We start from the raw sequence: 22660 nt of genomic DNA, 5'->3' as shown, positions 1-22660 counted from the left end.
GGCGAGTAGCGACGGCACGGTGAGGTATGCCCGCTTAGAACAGGAGCGCAGGCTCGTCTGGACCCGCGGGGTGGGACGGTTTCTCACGGGGCAGGGGGAGATGCGCGTCGGGGTCTTTGATCCCTGCGGCGGGATTGATGTGCCGTGCTAGCAGGGTGTGGGCCCAGTCCATGGTGTGAGTGCCTTCGAGGGTGACGTGGCCGAAGCGGGGGCTGAGGGTGAAGCTGCCTGGGACGGGGCGCTCGTCGGGCAGGATGTCCAGCGGCGTAGGCCGGGTGGTGGGGTAGACAATGCGGTCGGACAGCACCGCCACCGGGTAACGGCCCGCGTTGGCCATGCTGGTCATCTTGCGGTGCAGCTCGGTGCGGGCGGTGGCGATGATGGCGGCCCGGATGTCGGGGCGCCAGGTGACGCGGTTGAGGGCTGGCCAGCGTTCGTGGGGTTCCCGGTCGCGGTCGATAGGGTCTTCGTGAAGCCTGTCGATGCCGCCGTCTGCGGTGGCCTTGATGGCCGACAGCAGTATCCAGTCCAGCTGGTCGCCCTCGACTTCTGCTTGCTCACAGGCGTGCAGGAAAACGGAGCCGGTGGCGTCGGGGGCGATCCGTAGGCGGCGCAGCACTTGCCAGTAGGCCTCGCGCAGACGCTTGTTCCAGGGTTCGAGATAGGTTCCCGCGTTACCGTGCCGTAGGTAGGCCTTGATCGGCTTGATGGTGAGGCCAGCTTGGGACGCGAGCTGCTGGGCGTAGGCCAGGGTCGGGGTCGTATACCAGGTGGGGCCGGTGGGCGGCTGTCCGCTCGCGGTGAAGGGGGACGGCAGGCGGGAGTCGGTGGGGATGCCGGAGAGGTCGGCGTACCAGGTGCCTGGCACGGATGGGTCGAACGTCGGCTGATGTTCGAGGGGACCGGGGGGCCCGTAGCCGATCTTGAGCTTGCCTGCGGCATTGGTGAAGGCGAAGTTGACGGCGAGAGCGACAACGTGGCGGTAGGTCTCCCGTTCCCATCGGGCGGGCTGCCGGTACCAGTTGTAGGCCTCCTCGCGCAGGACGTCGTCGGGGTTCCGGTCGCGGCCCGCCACTGGGTGGTCCGCGGGCGCTTCGGGCGGGGCGGGGTCGTATGCCGCAGTCAGGGCGCCGCGTGCGGCGGGCTCCAGGACACGGCGGCCGCTGCGGGCTTGTGTGGCCCACTGTTTGGGCGGGCGCAGCTCGGTCATCAGATCCGAGCCGCAGGCCGCGGGGGTGTCATAGGGGGTCAGTACGGTGTCCGCGTAGCGGGTCGTCACCGTGGCGAGGTCCTTCGCCTCCAGGGCGTGAAGCCCCCAGCTGTCCCCCACCGCTCCCCAGGGCTGGACGGCGAGCCGGACCGTGACTTGGTGGCCTTCGCTCACGCGGGTCTGCAGTCGGCTCCAGGGCCCCATGCCCGGCTGAGTGGGGGGCCATCCGGCCCGGCCGAGGTCAGCCAGGACGGGGTGGTCGGCTGGCAGCAGCCGCTCGACGGGATCGTCCAGGGCCAGCGGAAGTCCGAAGAAGCCGGTGGCAGCTGCGGTGAGGATGAGCAGCGGCGGTACGTGATTCCCTTTGGCATGCAGCCGGGGTGCTCCGATGCCGCGCGTGTAGGCCCACGCGAGCAGGTCAGGCAGAGTTCTTGCAGGGCATTCCATGCTGCGGTGCTGTCTGAGGTGGGCCACGAGGCGGTCATTGTCGATGTGGTGGTCGATGACCGCCAATGGTCCGAGAGGGAAGCCTCCGGGCGGTTTCGGCAGGCGCAGCGGCAGTTGGGGAGCCGCGGGCTGTTGGGGGATGCGCGGGCCTTGTGGGGCGCAGTTGGTGTTCTGGTGCAGCCACCGTCCCCCGGGGTTATGGGTGGTGGGCTGGCCGCAGTGTTCGCAGCGGCCCATCGGCTGTCCGCAGCTGTCGCACGGCGGTACCGGTCGGGGCGGATGAGGTGAGGGAGCAGGGCGTCGGCGTAGGGCTGCCCAGTCTGGTTCGTGGCCGGGGGGCAGCTCTTGTCTGATGCGGTTGAGCAGGCGCAGGTAGGCGATCTCGTCGGCCTGGTCGGCGCCCCGGTGGCCGGCCTCCCAAGCCTCCATGTCGTCGGTGTCCTGGTTGAGAGTGCTGGCGAATTCCTCAAGGGAGGCACCCCAGGCTTCCCGCAGGTGGCGGCGTTCTTCGGGAGTGGGCAGCTGGGGCGGGTGAGGACCGCGCCCGATCAGGGCGTCCACTGCTACGAAGTGTTCGTTCATGTGTGAGTCCGAAGAAGTGTTGTTCGGTCAAGCGGTTGGTCGTCACGCTCTCGGTTCATGCCCCCCTCTTCCTCAGACGAAGCGGGGGATCTGTCGCTTCGCCGCGCAGCATGCCCGATCCGAACGGGCTTTAGTTCAGGCAGGTGAACGATTCTTCGCCGGTACGACCATCTGACCTGCACGAATTCCCGGCCCGATCTTCGACGAAACGCCCGTTCGAGTGGCGTGGGGTGGCCCCGCTTTGATTGCGTCGCTCGTTCGAGCTGTTCGAGCCGGAAGTTCTTCCCGTGCCAGGCCGTGTCCACCACAGTGATCGTCCTCAAGTCCGTTCAGGTGGACGGCAGATGGGTCTTTGTGCGAGGTGACAGGTGTGTGAGGTGGCGTGGGCGGAGTTCTGCTCGCCCTCGGGGCGTCGCAGGCGGCAGCCGGTGGGTTTGCTCCGGCACGGGGCACTCGAGGAGCGCGCCCTTGCGTGGGGAGCTGGTGCAGCACTACGGGAAAGGGCGACCGCCGCGTGCGTCTGGAGGACAGCAGAGCGTGGCAGCAGACCGATGCGGCAATGCTGCTGCATTCGCCCCGGACATCCGTACGTTCACGGCGTGACCACTGCTGTCCTCAGCAGGCTGACGGTGCTTTCGTGCCGGGCTTCTTCGCCCGTGAAACCTCCAGTGATGGGGGCCTGGTGGCCTGCCCCGGGCCGGTTCTTCGGGCTTGACGGCAGACGCTGGTACACGCCGCGCCTGCGCGCGACGGCCCAGCTCTTTCACTCGATCTGTGCGCAGCTGTGGGGGCGGCCGCAGAGGTGCAGCGTCCCGCCTGTCGCCGGATCTGCGCAAGCACGTGTTTCGAAGGAAGTGTGGCCTTTCATGTCTGAAGCTTCTGTGTGGGAACAAGGGCAGCCGCCTGGATCGGCGCGCGCCGTTTCGCTTCCGCTCCGTGGCCGGCGCGTCGACCCCGCGCTGGTGGAGGCGAGGTTCGTGGATGAGTCCGGTACGGAGCATGTGATGCCGTGGCTCCAGGCGGGCAGGGAGCAGGCGCTGGAGGAGTGTCTTCCCGTACGGGATTTCCCGGTGCTGCGGGGGCGGCGGATCGCGCCGGGCTGGTGGTGGTCGGCGACGTCCGGGCGGCTGGTGCACTACGGGTTCGGGGCGATGCGCACTCAGGTGATGATGCTGGATCGTGATCCGAAGGTGGTGGCACTGGCTTGCCGGCCGGTGGAGCTGCTGTGGCGGGGCAGGAGCGGGAAGGTCGTATCGCACGCGCCGCACCTGGTGGCTCGCCTCGCGGACGGCAGCGGGCTCTTTGTGGACTGTGCCGGCCGGTGCGGAGCCGGGCGGCGCCTGGTCCAGCGGGCTGGGCATGTCGAGGCCGCGGCCCTCGCGGCCGGCTGGCACTACCGGCTGGTCGGGCCGCCGCGGCCTGCGGTGGAGGCCAATGTGCGCTGGCTCGCCGACTACCGGCATCCGCGGTGTGCTGGAGGCCTGATGCCCCGGATCGTTCAGTGCTTCCGAACACCCACGCCTCTGGTCGAGGGGGTCCGTCTGCTGGGCGATCCGATCGCCGTGTGGCCTGCGGTGTTTCACGCCCTGTGGGCCGGAGTGCTGAGTACGCGGCTGGACAGCCCGCTGCACGAGCGGGCCGTGGCTGTGGCATCTCCGGCGGGAGTCGAACGATGAATGGGCTGGTACCAGGAGTCGGCGCTGCCGTGCGATTCAACGACCGTGACTGGACCGTTGCCGGGATCGAGGGAAACCTGACACCCCAGGCGCGTATCTGGCTAGCCGAGAACCATGAGGCGTGTGGGCTGGCGGTGTTCAGCCTGGCCACGCTGATCGGTGATCCCTCCTTCGAGATGAAGGACGGCCCGCCCCGTCTGCGCGTACCCCAGACGGGCCTGTTGTCGACCGTGTCCGAAGACCAGCAGCGGCGCGCGCTCGCCATCGAGCAGCACGTCCGCGAGGTGGAGACCGGCTACCCCACGCCGAACAGCGAAGGCCCGGTGAAGCCCCCGTACAACCCCGAAACCACCACGCTGGCACAGCGTGAGCAGGCCAAGGCTGACGAGCTCACCGCGCAGGGCTGGACGAGCGTGAGCCGGGCAACGGTCCGTAGGTGGCGTGCGCGCTACGGCACGGGCGGGGTGTGGGCACTGGTGCCCAAGCGTCGTAGTTCGACATTGCCCGGCCGGGCCGACGCCGAGGTAGTCGAAGCGGTTCGCAAACTGCTGCATCAGGAGGCGCCGCGCTCTCGGTCGCGGGGGTGGAAGAAGCGTATGCGCCGGGAAACGCAGTGGTGGCTGGATGCGAAGCACGGTCCCGGCGCAGTGAGGGTCCCGCCGCAGTCCACGTTCAACAAGCTCCTGGACAAGGTGGAAGCGGTGCTGGGCCTGGGGGGCACGGTGGCTCAGCGGCGTGCCCGGGCCGCACGCCCGGAGCCGCCGTTCACCCCGACAGTCGCGCTGCGTCCCGGCGAGCTGGTGATGATGGACAGCACCCCGGTGGATGTGTTGTGCGTCCTGGATGACGGGGTCGTGGCACGGCCGGAGCTGACCACGGCACTGGACGTGGCGACCCGCAGCTTGTGGGGAATTCTGCGGCCGCCGGGTAGCAAGCTGACCGATGTGGCGGTCTTGCTGGCGCAGATGATGACGCCGATGACGATGCGGCCCGACTGGCCCGCGACGCTGTCGATGGCCTCCTCAGTTATCCCCCACGAGCGGCTGGTCAGCCTGGATGAGCGGTTGAACGACGCCGCGGCACGCCCGGTAATCGTGCCCAAGATGATCGTGGTCGACCAGGGCAAGGTGTTCGTCTCTCCCGCCACGCGGGCCGCGTGCGAAAGCCTGGGGATCTCTCTGCAGCCCGTGCCACCGGCCAACGGGCCAGCCAAGGCGCACGAGGAGCGGACCTTCGGCTCGCTCAACTCTCTGTTCTGTCAGTGGCTGCCGGGCCACACCGGGGCGAACGTGTCCGAGCGGGGCTCCAAGGTCGAGCAGGAGCCGTTGCGGACCCTGCAGGAGATGCAGGAGCTGCTGGACGAGTTCCTCGTGCACTGGCACCACCGTCCGCATGAGGGCCTGCGCCATCCGCTGATGCCGAAGAAGGCCCTCACCCCGAACCAGATGTGGGCGGCGCTGCTCCCGGTGGCGGGGTACGTGCCGGTGGTACTGAGCTCGCAGGACTACGTGGAGCTCCTGCCGGTGCGCTGGCAGCCGGTCACCGGCGCCGGTATCCGGTTCGACTACCGCACCTACGACGACAAGTGCCTCCACGAAGACCACGGCCCTGGGACGCGGTCGAAGGGGCGCCTGCGGGAGGTGCACCACAACCCCTACGACCCGACCCGGATCTGGGTACGCCTGCCCGAGGGGTTCCGTGAAGTGCCGTGGATTCACGCCACCGCGGTGAGCCTTCCGTTCACCCACCACATCTGGCAGCACATCTGCAAGGTCGTCAAGCGCACCGGGTCCCGCGAGGAGCACGAGGCAGAACTCGCCCTGGCTCTGGACGACTTCCTCAAGCGGGCCTCAGGGAAGGGGGAGCTGTCTCGCTCGGAGCGACGGGTAGTGGCCAAGTCCCGCGCCTCGGGGGCAGTGCCGGTGCCAGCAGGCGGGCCCGACGTGCTGAGCACTCCGACGCTGTCTTTTGGACTGGCCGGCGTGTACGCCGCGCCGGAACTCGACGACGACACCGTTCCCGACGAGGACGACGACCTGTCTGTTTCCAGCGACGGCGAGCAGGATGCCGACCAGGTCGCCGACGGCTCTTCCATCCTCGACGACACCAGCCGGGAGAACGACCTGTGGCTGCCGTAACCGTGTGCGCGAGCGACGACTTCTTCGACGACGGTCTGCTCACCCCCAGCCCAATCACCAACTGCGTCCTGTGGCAGGCCTATGTGTCTCAACCGCGGGTGCCCGCTCTGCCTGTGAAGGATCCGTCCTGGAGCCGAAAGACGCTCCTGGAGTACCACTCCGAGTTCGTGACGCTGAAGACCCGCTCCATGGAACAGGCTCTTCAGCAGCTGAAGTTGACGCTCCTGGTCAACAACCGGCAGCAGGGTACCGCCCGGCGCGGGCTGATCGTGTCCGGGCCGCCGGGGGCGGGAAAGTCGACCACGCTCATGGAACTCGGCCGGTCCTTCGAACTGAGCGAACGGCGCCGTCGGCCCGGCATGGAGGGCTCCATGCCCGTGCTGTTCGCTTCCGTCCCGCCCACCTACACGCCCAGGAACCTGGCCAAGGTCCTCGCCCGGTTCGCCGGCATTCCGATCCACGACCGGATGACCGAACACACCATCACCAACGCCGTGTGCCACGTCATGTTAAAGCGGGGCACCCGGCTGGTGTTCATCGACGACGTGCACCTGCTCAACACCCGTACCCGGCCCGGCGCCGACACCTCCGACCAGGTCAAGACCCTGATGGAACGAGTACCCGCGACGTTCGTGCTGGCCGGTGTCAACGTGGAGGACTCACCGCTGCTGACCGGGCCCCGCGGTGCCCAGCTCGCCGCCCGCTGCAAACTCCTGCGCACGCCCCCGCTACTCAACGGCACCCAAGAGCAAAAGAAGATGTGGCACTCACTCCTGGGCGACATGGAGGGGGCGCTGCGGCTGGCCCGCCACCGGCCCGGAACGCTGGTACGCCACGCCGCCCACATCCATCTCCGCACCGGCGGTGTGATGGCCAGTCTCTCCCTCCTTGTCAGGGAGGCCGCGATCCGCTCCATCCTGGACGGAAGCCTCGCGATCACGAAGAACCAGCTGTCGCAGGTGCTCCTCGACGTCCAGGCCACGAACGCGGCGCGCGCCACCCTGCGGCAACACCCTGGCAACTGACCGGCGCGGCGGAAAGCCTCACCCCGGACCTCCCGCCGCGCGCCCGCCCTGTAGTCCCCTTTCCCCGTGCCGATGGGGCGCTGATTCATGGCCGCCTCCCCTGCCCCGCCGTGTCCTGCCCTCAACACCCCCACGCGTAAAGGAAGATGTTCGTGCAACCCTCTGCCTCCACGCTTGTTCGTATCCCAGCCGTGGCGGGCGAGCTGACCGGCTCCTGGTTTCGCAGGATGGCCGCCCTTTACGGTCTGCCCGCACAGGACTTGCTGCGGGGGGTCCTGAGCGGCGCGCACCGGGTGCAGGTGACCGGCACTCCGGGCAGCGGTCTGGAACTGTTCCTCAACACATCCGCGCGAACAGCCCTGGCCCGCTCCACCGGTCTTCCCCTGTCCCGGCTCAGCCGCCTGCTGCCCGCTCTCGCCGCCCCGCACGGGCGGCTCGCGGACGACGAGAACCCGCGGGCGGCCTGGTACATGCCGGGCGAGGCATGGGTGGGGACCTGTCCTGCGTGTACTGGGCGGGCCTTACGGCCTGGACAGCCGGTTCTGGTGTACCCAGGAACGGCCGGGCACGTCTGTCGGCGTCACCGGCGCTGGCTCCTCGCGCATCCCGGGAGGCCAGCGAGCATTCCGCTGGAGACCCTGCCCGAGGTCCTCACCGCGCACCGACACCACTGTGCTCTCGCACGGGCCCGTCCGGACGCGGCGGACGTGGTGGCCCTCGCCGCGGCGGTCGTGTGGTCGTGGCAGGTACAGGGGTGGCGATCCGAGACGGTCTGGCAGGACCGTGCACACCGGCTGGCCGCGGTCACGGGATCCATGCCGGCGGCCGTGGTGCCGCATGCGCTGGTGTCCTACCCGGAGACGATCGCCGTGGCCCGGCTGCTCGGCGCTCCGCGCTGGCAGCAGCGGCTGCGCGCGACCGCCGCAGCCCAAGGGGCAGGTGCCGCAACGGAATTGTTGCTTCGGGAAATCAGCCGCCGGGCCGGCAGGCCGTGGCTCGCGGACTGGCTGATCGCCTACACCCGCACCAGGCCCAGGACAGCCGCACAAACCGATCCCCTCGACCGGTGGCTGCGCTGGCTCACCGCTGCGGACGGCACCGAACGCGACGGCTTGTGGACGGTGCACCGGACAGCCGTACGGCCCACCGAGTACAGCGACCGCGTCGGCTTCCTCACCGACCGCCGTCCCCGCAGCATCTGCGAAGAGGCCAAGGCAGCCTTCCTCACTGGTGGCTGGGAACCGGCGCCCTCGCTGCGGCCCGAGCCAGCGCCGTGCCCGTGACATCTCCCGGCCCCGTCCCCGGCTCCCCCGCCAGCCAGCTCCGCCCCCGGCCGTATCGCGGCGGCGTCCGCAGGCCGCCACACACCGCACACCCCGCCCGCTCACCCCTCACACACGAAGGAGAGACACACCCATGGCATCGATCAGTCCGGAGTACGCCAGCCAGTTGCTGGCGGAACTCACCGAGGGCTGCCCCGTTCCCGCAGCGCCGGCCTCGCTGTCCCGCTACACCTTCCAGATCAGCAACCACGTCCTCATCGGAGACACCGCCGTTCGCGGCTACAAGCACAAGGGCCGGTGGCGGCTGGATGACCGGGACATCCGCGCGGCCGGCAACCGGCTCGCCTCGCTCCCCTTCGACCCCGACGACCTGGTCGATGCCCGTCTCGCGCCTGAGCACGACCGGACGTGGCGCTCACAGATCCACCGCTGGTTCGAGCACATCTCCTACCAGGACCAGAGCGCCAACGGCTGCCGCTGCGAAGGACAGCAGCCGTGCAGCGGCACCCGGCCCAACCGCTACGGGCTGGGGTGCGGAGCGACCTTCGAGCAGGTCAAGGAACGCTACGGCCGGTCGCCCATCGCGTGCACCAGCCCCCTGCCGCTGCTGACGTGGTCCGGCACCACCTGGATGGTCCCGCGCGCCTACGCCGCCCTCCTCGACCGGGCGGACCAGATCGCCGCCGAGTGCGTCGAACAGGCCGCCCGATGCAGCCGCTGCAACGCCACCGGAGACGTCTGGAAGTGGCGCACGCCCAGCAACAGCGGCTACACCACCCTGTGCCCCGCGTGCGCCGACGCCGTCGCCCGCCCCTACAAGAACCACCTGCGCGGCAGGCTGTACGCGTCGCTGCCGAAGAACTCGCAGCCGGAGGCGTTCCTGTGCCGGATGTGCCCCAGTCCGCGACAGGCCGTGTACTGGGACCACTGCCACACGCACGGATTCGTGCGCGGGCCGGTGTGCGCCAGCTGCAACACCTACGAAGGCGGCGGCCACCGGTTCATCCACCGGCCGGGCGCAGTCCGCCACCTTCTCTTGTGCGACGGCTGCCGCCGCAACAGGACCGTGCCGCCGCGCCATCAGTCCGACATCGTGCTGCAGACGTTCGTGCCCGACCCTCACGGCCCGTGCGCGAAGCAGCCCCACTCCGCGTGGGGTTCGGTTCAGGAAGACGGATCGATCCGTTTCCGGATGCGCTGCTGGCAATGCGCGTTTGCACCCCAGTGGGAGCAGGTCGTGCCGGCCGCACAGGTCAGGCAGCTGGTACAGGAGTTCGTCGACAAGACTCTGGAGGCCGATGCCGACACCCCCGGCCAGGGCACCGCCTGACGGCCCGTCTCCTCTATCGTTTCTGTTCCTGAACTTCTCTCCCCGAGTTCGCCCGTGGGCCGGGAGCCCGGCAGAAGGCAGCGCAGGCGCCGCCTTCTGCCGTACATCAACGAAACGAGACACGCCACGGCCTCCACACTCCCCCGGCGGTAACCCGTCCGGGGGTGACGGCATGAGCCTTACCAGCTGTCTGCATGACCGCCGCTCACACCTTTGCCGCTTCCCGGACGCGGAACGCCCGATGTTGCGGCGCTGGTGGGCGATGTCAGAACTTCGGCCGGTCCTCGAGAACACTCGGCTCGTTGATCTTCCCGAAGGGGACGTGAACGCTAGGGGTGGTCCGCGACGTGCTGGCCAGATGGCTTTCCTGGTCGTCGAAGAATATGTGCGGCTTGAGGACCTTCATGATCTCGCCCTTGTCGATGCCTCCGAGGAAGAAGGCATCGTTGACTGTCACCCCCCATCGCTTCAGGCTCATCACTGCCCGCTCGTGCGCGGGGGCATTGCGTGCGGTGACGAGTGACACGTGGAGACGGATCCGATATTCGGCGGCCTTCTGCCGTTCCTCCTCCTCCCTTCGCTGGATGCGGTTGATGCTGGCAAGAAAGTCTTTCAGTGGTCCCGCATCGTGCGGAACCGCGGCGTTCAGCACCTCGTGGGCGCGGAACCCGTCGATGCCTCCCGTCTGGTACACCTGCTCCGACGCGTCGGTGGCAAGGACGCCGTCGAAGTCGAAGGAGATACGCAGGTCGTGATCGCTAGTGTCATCCTCGTACGGCTCACCCAGAACGTGTCCTGCTGGCAGTCCCTGTGAGACGGCCTCGCGTACGTCGCTGTCGTTCGCTGACAAGAACAGCGACATGTTGAGGGCTGGCATGAATTTGTAGGGCGAGCGGCCCTGCATGAAGATGGCCCGGCTTATCGGCAGCGCATGGGCCTCTATCGACCGCATGACGCGAAGCCCGGTATCGGGGTCGTTCCGAGACAGAACGATGACCTCGACCAAGGGGTCACTTTCCTCGCTCAGGTCGTTCAGTGACAGCAGTCGGCGGATGAACGGGAAGGCAACGCCGGGGCGGAGCGTGTCGGCGAGATGCTCTTCCTGGTAGGCGCGATAGCTCTCCTCGCCCTGTTCCCGGAAGACGGCGTCCGACTCTGCGAGGTCGAACAGCGCGCTGGAGGCGATACCGACGACAAGCCGGTCCGCCAGTTCGTAGGCGGCCACAGCAACCCCTTTGGTCAGCCCGTTCTTACGCTCTCAATCATCGCACCAGCCTCGTCGCCGGGCCCGTCACGCATGCCCCGAGCAGTCCGGAAGCGCTGTTGGCCGGGATCTACCGAAGACGCAGCCAAGAGCCCGGCCCCCGTCCACCCCAGTAGGTGAGCTCCACAGGAGGAATCTGCAGACGTGAGCCTGATGAGCATGCACCGCTCCGAGGGTAAGGAGTTCGACGGCGGCGTCATCGTCGAGGGCATCTACAGCTCGAAACTCCTCAACGCGCAATGGGACGCGAAACGCACGGATGAGGCACGACGGCTGCTCCGGGTCGCGATCACACGTGCCCGCCACACCGTCGTCTTCGTCCGCCCGTCCGACGCTCTTCCCCTCACCCCGCCGCTCCCGGCCACGGGCTGATCGGTCAAAGGGCCTCGCATCCAATGGTGCCGCTGGTCCGCAGGCCACAGCGGCTCGCATGTCTCAAGGGACGATACGTGCTCGGATACGGCCGCTCTGGTGACTGGTTGTGTGCGGATCGGCGTAATCAGAAACCAATTTTGATCATTTTCTGGGTTTGATCTGCATATCTGCTGTCATATGAGGACCATGAATCAGCTCCTGCGCGTGCGTACGGCATTTCCCTCTCAGCCCCCCGCAGCCCTCAGGGGTACCACCGCCGCGCGGGTCCGCATCCGGCCTCGCAGCGGCACTGGCACGAGGAGCGGCGGGCGATGGAATTGCGGACTGAGCAGGTGTGGGCGGCTCCCCAGCGCTGGGCGGGCAACACAGTCAGCCAGCTTCTCGTGCCGGCCGGGGCCCTGCAGGTCAGCGAGGACACCGACTGCCGGTTCGTGCACAACGTCTACGGGCGGTGGGACATCGTCGGCGATGAAGCGGCGGTACTGAACCCGCAGTTGCCCGACGACCCTGGCGAGACCGTGGAGTGGAAGGGGCCGAGACAGCTTTCTGCCCCGCAGACGGTGCTGGCGTCGTATGCGGACGCGATCGAACTACACGACGTGGTACGTGAGCACGGGTTGAGACCGCCGCAGGCCGGGGCCCTGCACTCGGTGATCGGGTACTGGTACTCGCAGTTGCCCGAACCGGGTCTCGTGGTCATGCCGACCGGCACGGGCAAGACGGAGACCATGCTGGCCCTGCTGGTGGCCTGCCGTCCCGAGCGGCTGCTCGTGCTGGTGCCCAGCATCGCGCTGCGCGAACAGATCGCGGCGAAGTTCGAGTCGCTGGGCATCCTGCAGCGGCAGGAGGTCGTCTCCCGTGATGCGCTGCGGCCGTGCGTGGGCCGGGTGACGCGCCGGTTCACCGACGTCGCCGAAGCGAAGGCGTTTGCCGCGGCCTGCAACGTCGTGGTGACCACGCCGCACGTCCTGCACCACTGTACGCAGGAGGCTCGGGACGCGCTGCTGTCCGAGTTCAGCCATCTGATCGTCGACGAGGCGCACCACGCGCCGGCCTCGACCTGGACGAGCGTGATCCGGCAGTTCGAGGACCGGAAGGTGCTGCTGTTCACCGCGACCCCGTTCAGGGAGGACGGCCAGAAGATTCCCGGACGGACCATTTTCCGCTACCCGCTGCGCCAGGCCCAGGCCCAGGAGTACTTCACCCGCATCGATTACCGGGCGGTGCTGAGCCTGGAGGACAACGACCGCAAGATCGCCGAACTGGCGGTGCAGCGGCTGCGCGACGACCTGGCGGCCGGGCTGGACCACCTGCTGATGGCCCGGGTCAACGCCGTCAGGCGGGCGCGGGAGATCTGCGAGCTGTACCAGGAACTGGCCCCCGACCTGGAGCCGGTGGCGCTGCACGACGGGCTGGCGGCGACCGCCCGCAAGAAGGCCCTGGCAGGTATGGACAGGCGCAGCTGCCGCATCGTGGTGTGCGTGAACATGCTCGGCGAGGGCTTCGACATGCCCCAGCTGAAGGTCGCGGCGGTGCACGACGTGCGCAAGAGCCTCAGCCCGATGATCCAGTTCATCGGCCGGTTCACCCGCAGCGCTTCGACCGCCTCCAGCCCGATCGGCACCGCATCGGTGTTCGTGGCCCGGGACCCCGCCGCCGCCCTGTCGCCCATGCGCGATCTACTGAAGGAGGACGCGGACTGGAACCTGCTCCTGCAGGACATCACCGAGCAGAGCACGGCCCGCGGCGAAGAACTCAGCGAGTTCGGCACCTCCTTCACCAACATCCCCGACGGCATGGCCGTCAGCGTCCTGGAACCGAAGATGAGCGCCGTGCTGCACCGCGCCCCGTCAGGCGAGTGGGACCCGCAGGCGGCCGTCGGCCGCTATGGCGAGGGCCGGGTGCTCGGGCAGGCCGTCGCCACCGGCGGCGACGGCCGCGTCGCCTGGTTCGTCGTGGAGCACCGCACCCTGGTCGACTGGGGTGCCCCGCAGTTTTTGGAGCAGGTGCTCTACGAGCTGGTCGTCATGTACTTCGACGACGAGCGGCGGTTGTTGTATGTCTACGGCTCCCACAAGAGGGGCGACTACGCGGAGTTGGCCAGGGCTGTGCTGGGCGAGGGCAGTCGGCCCGTCAAAGGGCTCGACACATTCCGGGTGTTCGCCGGTCTCGAGCGGGTGGTGGCCACCAACATCGGTCTGCTGGACTCCCGTGACCACTTCAACCGCTTCTCGCTGCTGGTGGGCAGCGACGTCTTCGAGGCGCTGGACGCGGCCGCCCGCAAGAACCGCAGCCAGACCCACATCATCGCCTCGGGCATCGACGACGGCACCAAGGTCAGCGTCTGCGCGGCCCTCTCGGGCCGCTTCTGGTCGCCGCGCACCGCCCCCAGTCTGCTGGCGTGGATGCGGTGGTGCGACGAGCAGGGCACCAAGATCCTCGACTCCCGTGTGGACCTCGAGAACGTGATGGCGGGCTTCATCATCCCCGTCGAGCAGACCACGCGTCCCCCATTCCCCCTGCTCGGCCTGGAATGGCCCTGGCAGTGGCGCGCCGGCCTGGGCGAGGGCCCGCCCTTCGCCTTCAACGGGCGTTCCCACACCGTCACCGACATCGGCTACCGCGTCGACGACTTCGCCCCCGAGGGGCCGGTCCGCTTCTCGTTCGTCTCCCCCTCCTGGGAGCTCCCCTACAGCGCCGAGTTCACCGACCAGGGCCTGGTCTACTCCCCCGTCGGCGACGACGCCCTGGTGACCGTCCAGCGCGCCGCGCTGCCCGCCGCCGACTGGATCAACCAGCACAAGCCGTACCTGTACTTCGCCGGCGACCGCATCCTGACCCCCGACGACCGCCTGCACGCGCCCCGTACCGACCTGCCGCCCTTCGACCTGTCCCTGCTGGCGCCACTGGAGTGGGACGGGGTGAACATCCAGGCCGAGTCCATGGACCCCGAGCGGCTACCGCACACCGTGCAGTACTACATGTACCGCTACCTGAGCGAGCAGCAGCACTTCGACATCCTGATCGACGACGACGGCTCGAACGAAGTGGCCGATCTCGTCGGCATCACCGCCGACGACAAGGACATCACCATCACCCTCGTGCACTGCAAGTACTCCCACGAACCGGCTCCCGGCCACCGCGTCATCGACCTGTACGAGGTGTGCGGCCAGGCCGCCCGCGGCGCCAAGTGGCGCGAGTACGGCATCGAAGCACTGCTGCGCACCCTGTACAATCGCGCCGCCAAATGGGCCGCCCGCCATCCCGGCAAGAGCCCCTACCTGCTCGGCAGCATCGACGAGCTGTACCGCATCCGCGAACGCGCACCCCAACTGCGGCCCCACATCAACACCGTCATCGCCCAGCCCGGGCTCTCGGCAGCCGGGTGCAGCAGCGAGCAGCAGCACCTCCTCGCCGGCGCCCATTCCTACGTCAAGGCGCTCACCAAGGGCACCTTCACCGTGTACTGCAGCCCGTAGCACGGACCCCGCCGGGTGCAGGCATCGGTCCGGTCACCGGTATTTCCTCCAGCCGGTGCCCGGCGCCGGCCAGCAGTCCGCATGACACGTTGTCACTATGCTGCTGTGCCAGGGACCGGCCCACAGGGGGGATGTCGGGGATGCAGGATCCGGGCCGTCTTCCGGCGCCCGACGACACGGGTTCGGCGACCGGGGAGCGCTTCGCCTATCAGGCGCAGGCCGCCCTCCGCGCGGTGGTGGAGATGCTGGCGGGTGGCGGAGTGCTCCATGTGACGTGTGAGCATTTCGAGGATGTCCTGGTCGCCCGGACCGACGGCACGGTGCGGGGCGGAGTGGCGCTGTGGGACTTCCAGCAGATCAAGTCCCGTGAGGGGCAGAAGAATTGGACCTTGTCCGGCGTGCTCAGGAGCAAGGCTCTGGCGAGCCTTCTGCGCACCCATCGGGTCTTGAGAGAGCACCAGGACCTCACGTACATTCTGACGGTCGGCGTGGAGGGTGTGCTGAGCTCCGACGCTGATGTGCGCGCCGTCGCGCAGGGGCGGGGAGGTGACAGCGCGGAGCGGCTGGACAGGATCGCCAGGTACCTCGGTGCGGACGCTGCCGAGACTGCGGGGTTCCTGCGGCTGGTTCGTATCGAGGAGTTGCCGGACCGGTACGAGCTGGAGCGCCGCAATCGCGATGCGCTCTTCGATCTGGCCCCGCATCTTCGGGTCGGGGAAGCCGAGGCTTTACACGCGGATCTCCTCAACCGGGTCAGGCTCGCGATGGACGGGCGCCTGGGGCCGCGTTGGCAGGCGCTGGTGACACGGCTCGATGTCCCGGAGAGGGTTCTGCGCAAGCGCCTGACGCCGCAGAAACTCCGCGACGTCGCGCTGCGTCTGGACCGCCCGGACCTGGCCGACTACGTGCGCGCGAGCCGGCGTGCAGCACAAATGCATCCCTACCCCGGGGCCGAGTCACTGTCCATGCCCTCGCTGAGTTCTGTCTACGTGCCGCAGCGCCTGCACCGGATCACACCTGAGAGCGGGCAGCCGAGCGGCCGTGCGGCGGACCGGTCTCCCGGCGATGTTGCAGACGCCGCAGCGCTCCCGGGTCGCGCACCCGTGTGTCTGGTACTTGCCGGCCCGGGCGGCGGGAAGTCCAGCCTCCTGCGCGCTGTGCAAGCCGGTACGGCCGAGCGCTGGCCGGCCCCCGGGGGCCGAGGGCTGCTGGGGGTGACGGTGCCGGCCACGGCGCTGCTCGGCTCTCCCCTGCCGAGCGCTCTGGCGGCAGCGGCAACCAGCCAGCTGGCCGCTTTCGCACTGCAGCGGACGCTGTCCGACGAGCTCTTTCTCAACAGGCCTGCCCCGGGGGCCTGCTGGATCGTGCTGGTCGACGGACTCGATGAGATCACCGACCGGGACGACAGGCAGAACCTCCTGCGCACCCTGACGAACTTCGCCGCCGAGCCCGACCCCCTGTACCGGTTCGTCGTGGCCAGCCGGCCGCTTCCCGAGAAGGAACTGCGCGTCCTGGGCCCTGGCGTGCCCCGCTACCAGGTGATGCCCTTCTCCCGCAGCGAACTATCCGAGGCGGCCCGGCGCATCCTGGACGGCTTGGGTGTCCCCGACTCCCGGAACGCGGCACGCCGGTTCGTCCGTGTGCTGGACGACGCCTACCTCACCGATTTCGCCCGCACTCCGCTCATGGCGACGATGTTGTGCCAGCTGTATGCCGCAGGTCCCGGGCAGTCGCTGCCGGACACCCGCGGGGCTCTGTACGCGAGGTTCACCGACCTGCTGCACCGCCGTATGAGCGGCAGGAACCAGTCGGGCGTCCGGAGCCAGGCCGAGGCTGCTCTTGCGCGTTTCGGCCCCACGGCCATGTCGCGGGCCCATGACCTGCTCGATCAGCTGCCGGAGACGATCGACAGCCTGGCGTTCGGCCGTCACAGTGACAGCGAAGCGTCCTGGGCCGACGCGCTGGCCGCCCTGGACGGCGCCCGGCGTCCCCGTGCCGTTCCGGAGGACGACTGGAACGGCTTCGTGTCCTCGGTCCTTGGGCGCAGCGGGCTACTCACCCGTACCGGGGACGGTTTCGCCTTCCTCCACCGGACCCTTCAGGAGTACTGCGCTGCACGCCACCTCGCCCGCGCCCCCTCTTCCCATGCCCGTGAGCTCGACCGGCTGCTCGGCCCCTGGAAGGAAGATGGAGGAACAAACCCGTGGGGTGCGCCGCTGGACACCGCCTCCTACATCGGGTTCCTCATCGACCCCGGAACCGCCTCGCCCGCCGATCCCGCCACTGCTCTGAAGGACCTGGCGGTGCCCGGCAATCTCCGCGGGTGCGTGCTGATCGCCACCCTGCTGTCGCTGGGCACCGTGCTCGCCGATCAGTGGAAACCACTGGTCCAGGCGGCCGCGCAGGCGATGGCAACAGCGTGCGCGGATCCCGTTGGCGAGGCCACCCCGCGTGTCTGGGCAGCGGCCGTGCTGGCGGAACTGGACCTGCAGCGGGGCACGACCGCGTTGGAGATGCTGGCGGACGATCAAGGTCTGGACGATGAGTTCAACGAGGACCCTCACAGCCCGGACTTCAGCGACCGTCTCCTCGCTGCCAGGCGGCTGCTGGAGCTGGACCGGCCGCGGGGGGAAGAGGCCTGCTACCGGCTCGTCCACGATCCCGACCTGTACGGCTCCGTCCGGGTACGGGCCGCTGAAGTACTCCTGTCTTCCGGCGACGAGCGCGCCTGCCGCGCCCTGGAGTACCTCGCCGAAGCGGCGGACCTCCATTTCGACGACCGCCTCGACGCGGCGAGGCGGCTCGCAACCCTGGACCCTGAAGCGGCCGTTCACTCGCTGCACACAGTGATCGAGGACTACCGGGGTGATCCGGACTGGCTCGACTGGTGCATTGCCGCCGCCCAGGCGCTGGACGATCTGGGAGACCCGCGCGGTCGGCAGATCACCGACGAGCTCTCAGTCGGCTACTGAGCGCGCAGCAGCTCCGCGGCCTCCGCGTCCTGGTCAAGATCACGATGGCCGATGGGCCAGAGACCAGAGCGTGCCCGGGAGGGGAGACGAGTGTGTTGACCAGCCGCTCGCATCTCGCAGGACTGGGGGCGCTGTCATCTGCCGTCTTGGGCAGGAGGGGACGGAGACGCGGAGGGCTGCACGGGCTCGGGCCGGATGGGAGCTTCGGTGGGAATGAATGCGCCATGCCTGGATGAGCTGACCGAGTCGGCGGGCTGGTGTCTCGCTGGGGGTGAACAGGACGACCGCGACCAGGACAAGAGCGCCTGCCGTGAGCGCTCCAGCCGTCCAGGCGGACAGGCCGCCACGGACCATGGCCATCGCGAAAGCGGCCGCCGCACCCAGCACGCCGCCGATCCGGGCCGCGGTGCTCACCATCGACGTTCCCGGAAGGCCGCGCGGCGCAGTGTCCAGGACAGCCTGGGTGTGCTGAGCAGGACTCGGAGCGTGAAGCGGGTGCGGGTGCGGCGGGTGGGCAGAGCGGCCAGTTCCGCGTGCCATTCCTCGCGCCACCGCGCGCGCTGCCGGGTGGGAAGCAGCAGGGTGAGCATGGCCAGCATGCGCGTGGTGACCGCGGATGGGGTCGATGCGGGCTGGAGGGCGGCCGAGGAGAGGTCGTGCAGTTCACGGCTCACGTCGGCCAGGCCCGCCGCACGCGCCAACGGCGCGATGACGTCGCGGGTTTCACGGGCGACGAGGTACCGCCTGGCCGGGGCGACGAACGCGATGGTGCGCATGTTGTGCAGCCGGTCGGCGAGGCGGATGGCCAGCACGGCCTCCTCACGCGTCGGCTGGAGCGTCGGCGGCCTTGCGGTGTGGAGGTGGAGAGCCGTGAGTGGGATCGCGCCGATCCTGGCGGCGCGGACGGCAGCGATCAGATCGGCGATCTCCTGCCCGAAGTGCTCGGTCACGCGGCCCGCCGGGCAGGGGGTGTCGTCGATGTCGTGCAGCACGGCGGCGCAGATCACAGGTGGCGGCATGCCGAGGTCGGCGACGATAGCGGCGACGGCGAGGCAGTGGGTGAGGAACGGGTCGCCGCTGCGGCGGGTTTGGCCCGCGTGCCAGACGGCGGCCTCATCGTGGGCGTGCTGGATGAGCGAGGTGTCGGCGTGCGGGTGGTGCATACGCACGACGGCCAGGAGGCCCTCCAGGGACGGGAGGGCGCAGCGGCGCTTGTTCGGTCGGGGTGCTAACCGGCGCCGGGCCCTCATGACACTCCCCCGCCGTTGATCGGACGGGCGGCCCACCCCGGTAGGGGCTGTTTGCGGCCGCGGTAGGCACGCGCGAGGGCGTCCCGCGCGTGCTCGGCACCGTCCTCGGCGATCCGGTAGAAGCGACGGCGCGGCCGGCCGGCTCCCTCGTGCAGGGCCGGGTCTTCCCAGGTGCTTTCCACCCATCCGACGTGTTCCAGGCGGGCGAGGATCGGATAGATCGTGCCCGACGGCAGTCCCGCCAGCTCGCACAGCTCCAGGCCGTAGCGCTCTTTGGCGGGGTCCTCCAGCAAAGCCCGCAGCACCAGTTGGGTCTGCAGGGTCATACGCAAACTACCCATACTCGTACTCTACATAGCCCATATATGGCTTGCCTAGAAGTAGTGACACCTGGCGAGCCCCTGTGTGTACGGGCTGTCCACCGGCTGCTGGACGAGGCGGAGCAGAACTGACACAGCACAGGCCGGCCGAGGGCGGCCCCGCCAAGCCGCGCCCACAGCCGTCCCAGGCCACGCACCTGGGACGCCGGAGGGCAGCAGCGCTCAGGGGCCGCCGCCGCGGGGAGCCGAGGCGCGCGTACACCCGCCGCCTCTCAGCGGGTCACCGGCATAATCGACACGGCCGCAGCAGCAGGACAGGAGCCCGGTTTGGTCAGCACGCCCGACGTCCCCGGCCCGTCCATGGATGCCGTCCCGACCCGCTACGGCGACACCACGTTCCGCTCCCGGCTCGAAGCTGACTGGGCCGCCACCCTCGACGGCAACGGCATCCGGTGGGAGTACGAACCCGAGACGCTCACCCTGGACTCTGGCACCCTCTACCTCCCCGACTTCTGGCTGCCCGAACTCGGCACCTGGATCGAGGTCAAAGGCCCCGGCATACCGCGGACCGAGAAGGCCGAAGAACTGGCCCGCACCCGCACCTGCCGGTGCGAAGGCTCCTGCACCTGCCGGTGGCCCGGAGGCGAGTTCGTCCTCCTCGGCAAGCCGTCCCTGGCCTCCGACTGGAACGAACCCGGCCACCGCCCCCGCAGCGGCTACGCGAACTGGGCAACCCCCTTCGGGCCGACCGCATACTTCGTCACCTGCCCGCGTGCACACGGGCGCAGTGGATCACCCTCCGGCGCCCCTGGCGCTGCTGGAGAGAGAACAGGCCCACCGGCCTGTCGACCGGTTCGTCCGCTTCGTCGAGACCGCCACCGGCACGGGCCTCTTCGCGATGCCCGACCTGGGCGAGCCCTTCACCGACGCGGAACTCGGCCTGACCGACGCCCCCTCGGAAGATGACGTGCTGTGATCAGCACTTCCCTTGGGGCTGGCCAGGGCGGCCCGGCCTGGCTGCCGAGCGCCGCAGGACTGCCGTCCGCGGCTGGCTCCGCGTCGAGCCGGCCCTTCTCGGCCCCGAAGCAGCGCACACGGTTCCTGGCCTACCTCTACCTCGGGGGTGAGCAGGTCAAGATGGGCTCGCATCCGTGACGAACACCGGAGCCTCGATGGTGCGGGGCCGGGCGGTGTGGCGCCCGTCATCAAGGTGGCCCCTGCGGCAGGCGGGGAGGCGGTCAGCGTCGTCGCCACTGCCACCAGCGCTGTTGTACACCGGTTGCGGTGCTGGCTGTTGCGCCGTGGTCGGCGTGGGCGAGCGGAGCGGTGAGCGTGACAGGCGAGTTGTCGCCGGTGATGATGCTGATGCTCTGAACGGCCCTGTGGACCTGCTCCGGGGTGGGCGTGCCGGATCCGGCCGGCATCGTGGAACGCAGTTCGGCGACGAACTGCGTGAGGCGGGTACGGACTTGGTCGAGGATGTCGTGCAGAACGGAGGGAGAGACCGCCCAGTACAGGTCGTCGATGACGACGGCTCGGCTGCGGTAGCGGTCCATCACGCTCATCAGCGTGCGCAGTTCGGCCGCGCCAGGAAGGCTGAGGTGGACTGCCTGGCCGGGAGGGGTCCGGTCGATCAGGTTCTGCAGCTGACCGATGCCGAACGTGATGGTCACTTCTTCGTTGATCTTGCCCCGTGTGATCTCGGGGAGGTTCAGGGCGCTGATGGTTTCACCATGGCGTTGCCAGGTCAGCGAGTGCGAGTCGGCCTGGATGGGCGCGCGCGGGCGCCGGTAGTCCGGAACACCGGAGGCGGGTTTGCCTCCGTAGCCCTTGAGTTCGTTGAGAGCCCATTGCTTCAGAGGCTGGGAGGCGGCGTGGCCGCCGATGACGAGCGCGAGGCGCAGCAGTCCGGCAAGCGGGGCGGTGTCGTCGAGGACGCCTTGCTCCAACTGTTCCACGGGCTGCGGCCTCTGGCGGGTGGGTTCGGTCATCTACCCAGCGCAAGATAGGCGACGACGGCACCGGCTACCGTTCCCAGAGCGCTGACGGCACCCCAGAAGATGGCGCTGCGGTACCACGGCGCTTGTGGGGCCGTGGCGGGGTCTGCCGGTGCTGGCTGGCCGGCACTCGCGTGGGCGCCGTGGGAAGCGTGCGCATGAGGGGCGTTCACCGTGACGGGTGAGTTGTCGCCGGCGGTGACCTGGACCGAAGGGCCTGGCTGGGGTTGTTGCGGTGCGGGATGGTGGCCTCTTCGGCTCATGGTGTTCATCAGCTCCTTGTAGCGGTCAAGTACGGTATCGCGGGCCTGGGAGAGATCGCGCAGGGTCTGGGCGTAGCGTTCGGGGGCGGTGCGCCGCCACTCCGGGGGGATTTCGGTGTATGCGGCGTCATGGTCGGGGGTGAACGTCCCGCCAATCTCGTCGAGGAACCGGGCGAGGGCGTCCGTGAAATGCTGGTGCGCCGTTTCGAGTTCCGGGTCGACGAAGTCGATGACGTCGCGCTGCAAGGCCTCCAGGGCCGAGTCGACGCCCTCGGTGACGAAGTCGGGGATGCGCCGCATCGGCATGCGCCGGGAGAGATGGACCAGCCAGGCAGCGTCCGCCGGGGCCGCTTCTGCTACCCGCGCGGACTTGGCCCGGTCGGAAACCGTGGCCGTCACCGATGCTCCCTCCCGGTAGGCCGCCGCGACGAAGCCTTCCAGCGCCTGCCTGACGGCTTCGGTGTGACGGGTGAAGGCTGCATCGTCGAGAGCGCACAGGCGCTGCGCGCTGCCGTAATTGTGTATGTGCAGGTCGAATTGGGTGTCGGCGGCAGCCCGGGCTGCCGTGTAGAGGTCCTCGGCCGCCGCCGTGACATGCGGGGCAGCCGCCAGTTTCACCTCGTGCAGCCTGTTCTCCAGGTTCATGACCGCCACATCCACCTGGGCGACCGGCTCCGGTACGGGCGCGTCTGCCGACGGGGCGGGAGAGGCCAGCCAGCTGCGGATGAGAGCTCCTTGGCCTGCCTGAGCCGCCTGCAGGAATGTCGCGTGGTAGCTCATGGGCGGCCTTCCTCGTCACACTGTGATCGGTTGATTCTGCTGCACAGCACTGCGTTGTCACAGCGGTGATCTGTTCCCTGCCGTGTCCCCGTACGGAGTGCCGGCAAGCCGCTGTTCGCCCGCCGTAGGACAGTTCGCCGATCTGGCGCGGTCGGCTGGAGCAAGGCCCGGCCGGCTGCAGTTCGTGACGTGCCGGGCCGGAGCGTCTGGCACAGGACACCGGGGATACCGTGCACCAGGCCCGGCGGAGTCCCCAGGCATCGGCATCA

At 69.0% G+C, this 22660-nt stretch carries 16 protein-coding genes; 10 read left to right on the top strand and 6 right to left on the bottom strand.

The window, feature by feature from the left end:
* Positions 1–34: 34 nt before the first annotated feature.
* Entirely contained in the window at positions 35–2239 is a 2205-nt protein-coding gene (gene tap, locus GCN81_RS18805; RefSeq protein ID WP_156724756.1) for a telomere-associated protein Tap, read from the bottom strand.
* 866 nt (positions 2240–3105) lie between these two features.
* Here tap and GCN81_RS18800 point away from each other — a divergent pair.
* From GCN81_RS18800 to GCN81_RS18780, 5 genes are all read left to right on the top strand, one after another.
* Entirely contained in the window at positions 3106–3915 is an 810-nt protein-coding gene (locus GCN81_RS18800) for a TnsA-like heteromeric transposase endonuclease subunit (RefSeq protein WP_197287613.1), read from the top strand.
* A 29-nt stretch (positions 3916–3944) separates the two neighbouring features.
* Positions 3945–6053: a transposase gene (locus GCN81_RS18795; protein ID WP_197287614.1), complete on the top strand. Its 2109-nt coding sequence runs from the start codon at positions 3945–3947 to the stop codon at positions 6051–6053.
* On the top strand, positions 6041–7078 hold the full coding sequence (locus tag GCN81_RS18790; protein ID WP_156724757.1) for an ATP-binding protein: 1038 nt from the start codon (positions 6041–6043) through the stop codon (positions 7076–7078). Before GCN81_RS18795 ends, GCN81_RS18790 begins: the two co-directional genes overlap by 13 nt.
* Positions 7079–7230: 152 nt before the next feature.
* The gene (locus tag GCN81_RS18785; RefSeq protein ID WP_231626690.1) at positions 7231–8361 is read left to right on the top strand and encodes a TniQ family protein; all 1131 of its coding nucleotides are present in this window, start codon (positions 7231–7233) and stop codon (positions 8359–8361) included.
* Between the two features lie 133 nt (positions 8362–8494).
* Positions 8495–9691, top strand: a complete 1197-nt coding sequence (locus GCN81_RS18780; RefSeq protein ID WP_156724758.1) for an endonuclease domain-containing protein — start codon at positions 8495–8497, stop codon at positions 9689–9691.
* A gap of 265 nt (positions 9692–9956) precedes the next feature.
* Here the strand turns inward: GCN81_RS18780 and GCN81_RS18775 are convergent, their stop codons facing one another.
* A complete protein-coding gene (locus tag GCN81_RS18775; protein WP_156724759.1) occupies positions 9957–10916 on the bottom strand; it encodes a 5'-nucleotidase in 960 nt (319 codons plus the stop codon).
* A gap of 183 nt (positions 10917–11099) precedes the next feature.
* Here GCN81_RS18775 and GCN81_RS18770 point away from each other — a divergent pair, with 183 nt between their 5' ends.
* The 3 genes from GCN81_RS18770 (at position 11100) to GCN81_RS18760 (ending at position 17781) form a co-directional block, all read left to right on the top strand.
* Positions 11100–11327 carry a 3'-5' exonuclease gene (locus tag GCN81_RS18770; RefSeq protein ID WP_267904582.1) on the top strand — a complete coding sequence of 76 codons (228 nt, stop codon included), beginning with the start codon at positions 11100–11102 and terminating at the stop codon, positions 11325–11327.
* A 314-nt stretch (positions 11328–11641) separates the two neighbouring features.
* Positions 11642–14809 carry a DEAD/DEAH box helicase gene (locus GCN81_RS18765; protein ID WP_156724760.1) on the top strand — a complete coding sequence of 1056 codons (3168 nt, stop codon included), beginning with the start codon at positions 11642–11644 and terminating at the stop codon, positions 14807–14809.
* A gap of 140 nt (positions 14810–14949) precedes the next feature.
* Entirely contained in the window at positions 14950–17781 is a 2832-nt protein-coding gene (locus tag GCN81_RS18760) for a dsDNA nuclease domain-containing protein (protein WP_197287615.1), read from the top strand.
* 410 nt (positions 17782–18191) lie between these two features.
* On the opposite strand, the gene GCN81_RS18755 is transcribed toward GCN81_RS18760, so the two are convergent.
* Positions 18192–18944: an HD domain-containing protein gene (locus GCN81_RS18755; RefSeq protein ID WP_231626708.1), complete on the bottom strand. Its 753-nt coding sequence runs from the start codon at positions 18942–18944 to the stop codon at positions 18192–18194.
* 83 nt (positions 18945–19027) lie between these two features.
* On the bottom strand, positions 19028–19372 hold the full coding sequence (locus tag GCN81_RS18750) for a PadR family transcriptional regulator (protein WP_231626691.1): 345 nt from the start codon (positions 19370–19372) through the stop codon (positions 19028–19030).
* Between the two features lie 766 nt (positions 19373–20138).
* Between GCN81_RS18750 and GCN81_RS18745 the strand changes: the two genes are divergently transcribed.
* Together GCN81_RS18745 and GCN81_RS18740 are read left to right on the top strand one after the other, a co-directional pair.
* On the top strand, positions 20139–20327 hold the full coding sequence (locus GCN81_RS18745) for a hypothetical protein (RefSeq protein WP_156724763.1): 189 nt from the start codon (positions 20139–20141) through the stop codon (positions 20325–20327).
* Positions 20324–20506 carry a hypothetical protein gene (locus GCN81_RS18740; protein WP_156724764.1) on the top strand — a complete coding sequence of 61 codons (183 nt, stop codon included), beginning with the start codon at positions 20324–20326 and terminating at the stop codon, positions 20504–20506. Before GCN81_RS18745 ends, GCN81_RS18740 begins: the two co-directional genes overlap by 4 nt.
* An 83-nt stretch (positions 20507–20589) precedes the next feature.
* On the opposite strand, the gene GCN81_RS18735 is transcribed toward GCN81_RS18740, so the two are convergent.
* Together GCN81_RS18735 and GCN81_RS18730 are read right to left on the bottom strand one after the other, a co-directional pair.
* Complete coding sequence (locus GCN81_RS18735; protein ID WP_156724765.1) at positions 20590–21342, bottom strand: AbiTii domain-containing protein; 753 nt, start codon at positions 21340–21342, stop codon at positions 20590–20592.
* Positions 21339–22256 carry a hypothetical protein gene (locus GCN81_RS18730; protein WP_156724766.1) on the bottom strand — a complete coding sequence of 306 codons (918 nt, stop codon included), beginning with the start codon at positions 22254–22256 and terminating at the stop codon, positions 21339–21341. The genes GCN81_RS18735 and GCN81_RS18730 overlap by 4 nt, the downstream gene beginning before the upstream one ends.
* Between the last annotated feature and the right edge of the window lie 404 nt (positions 22257–22660).

Origin of the sequence: Streptomyces apocyni, assembly GCF_009739465.1 — a bacterium.
GTDB classification, from domain to species: domain Bacteria; phylum Actinomycetota; class Actinomycetes; order Streptomycetales; family Streptomycetaceae; genus Streptomyces; species Streptomyces apocyni.
The sequence above is the reverse complement of the archived record's forward strand: the minus strand, read 5'-3'. Positions and strand labels throughout refer to the sequence as shown.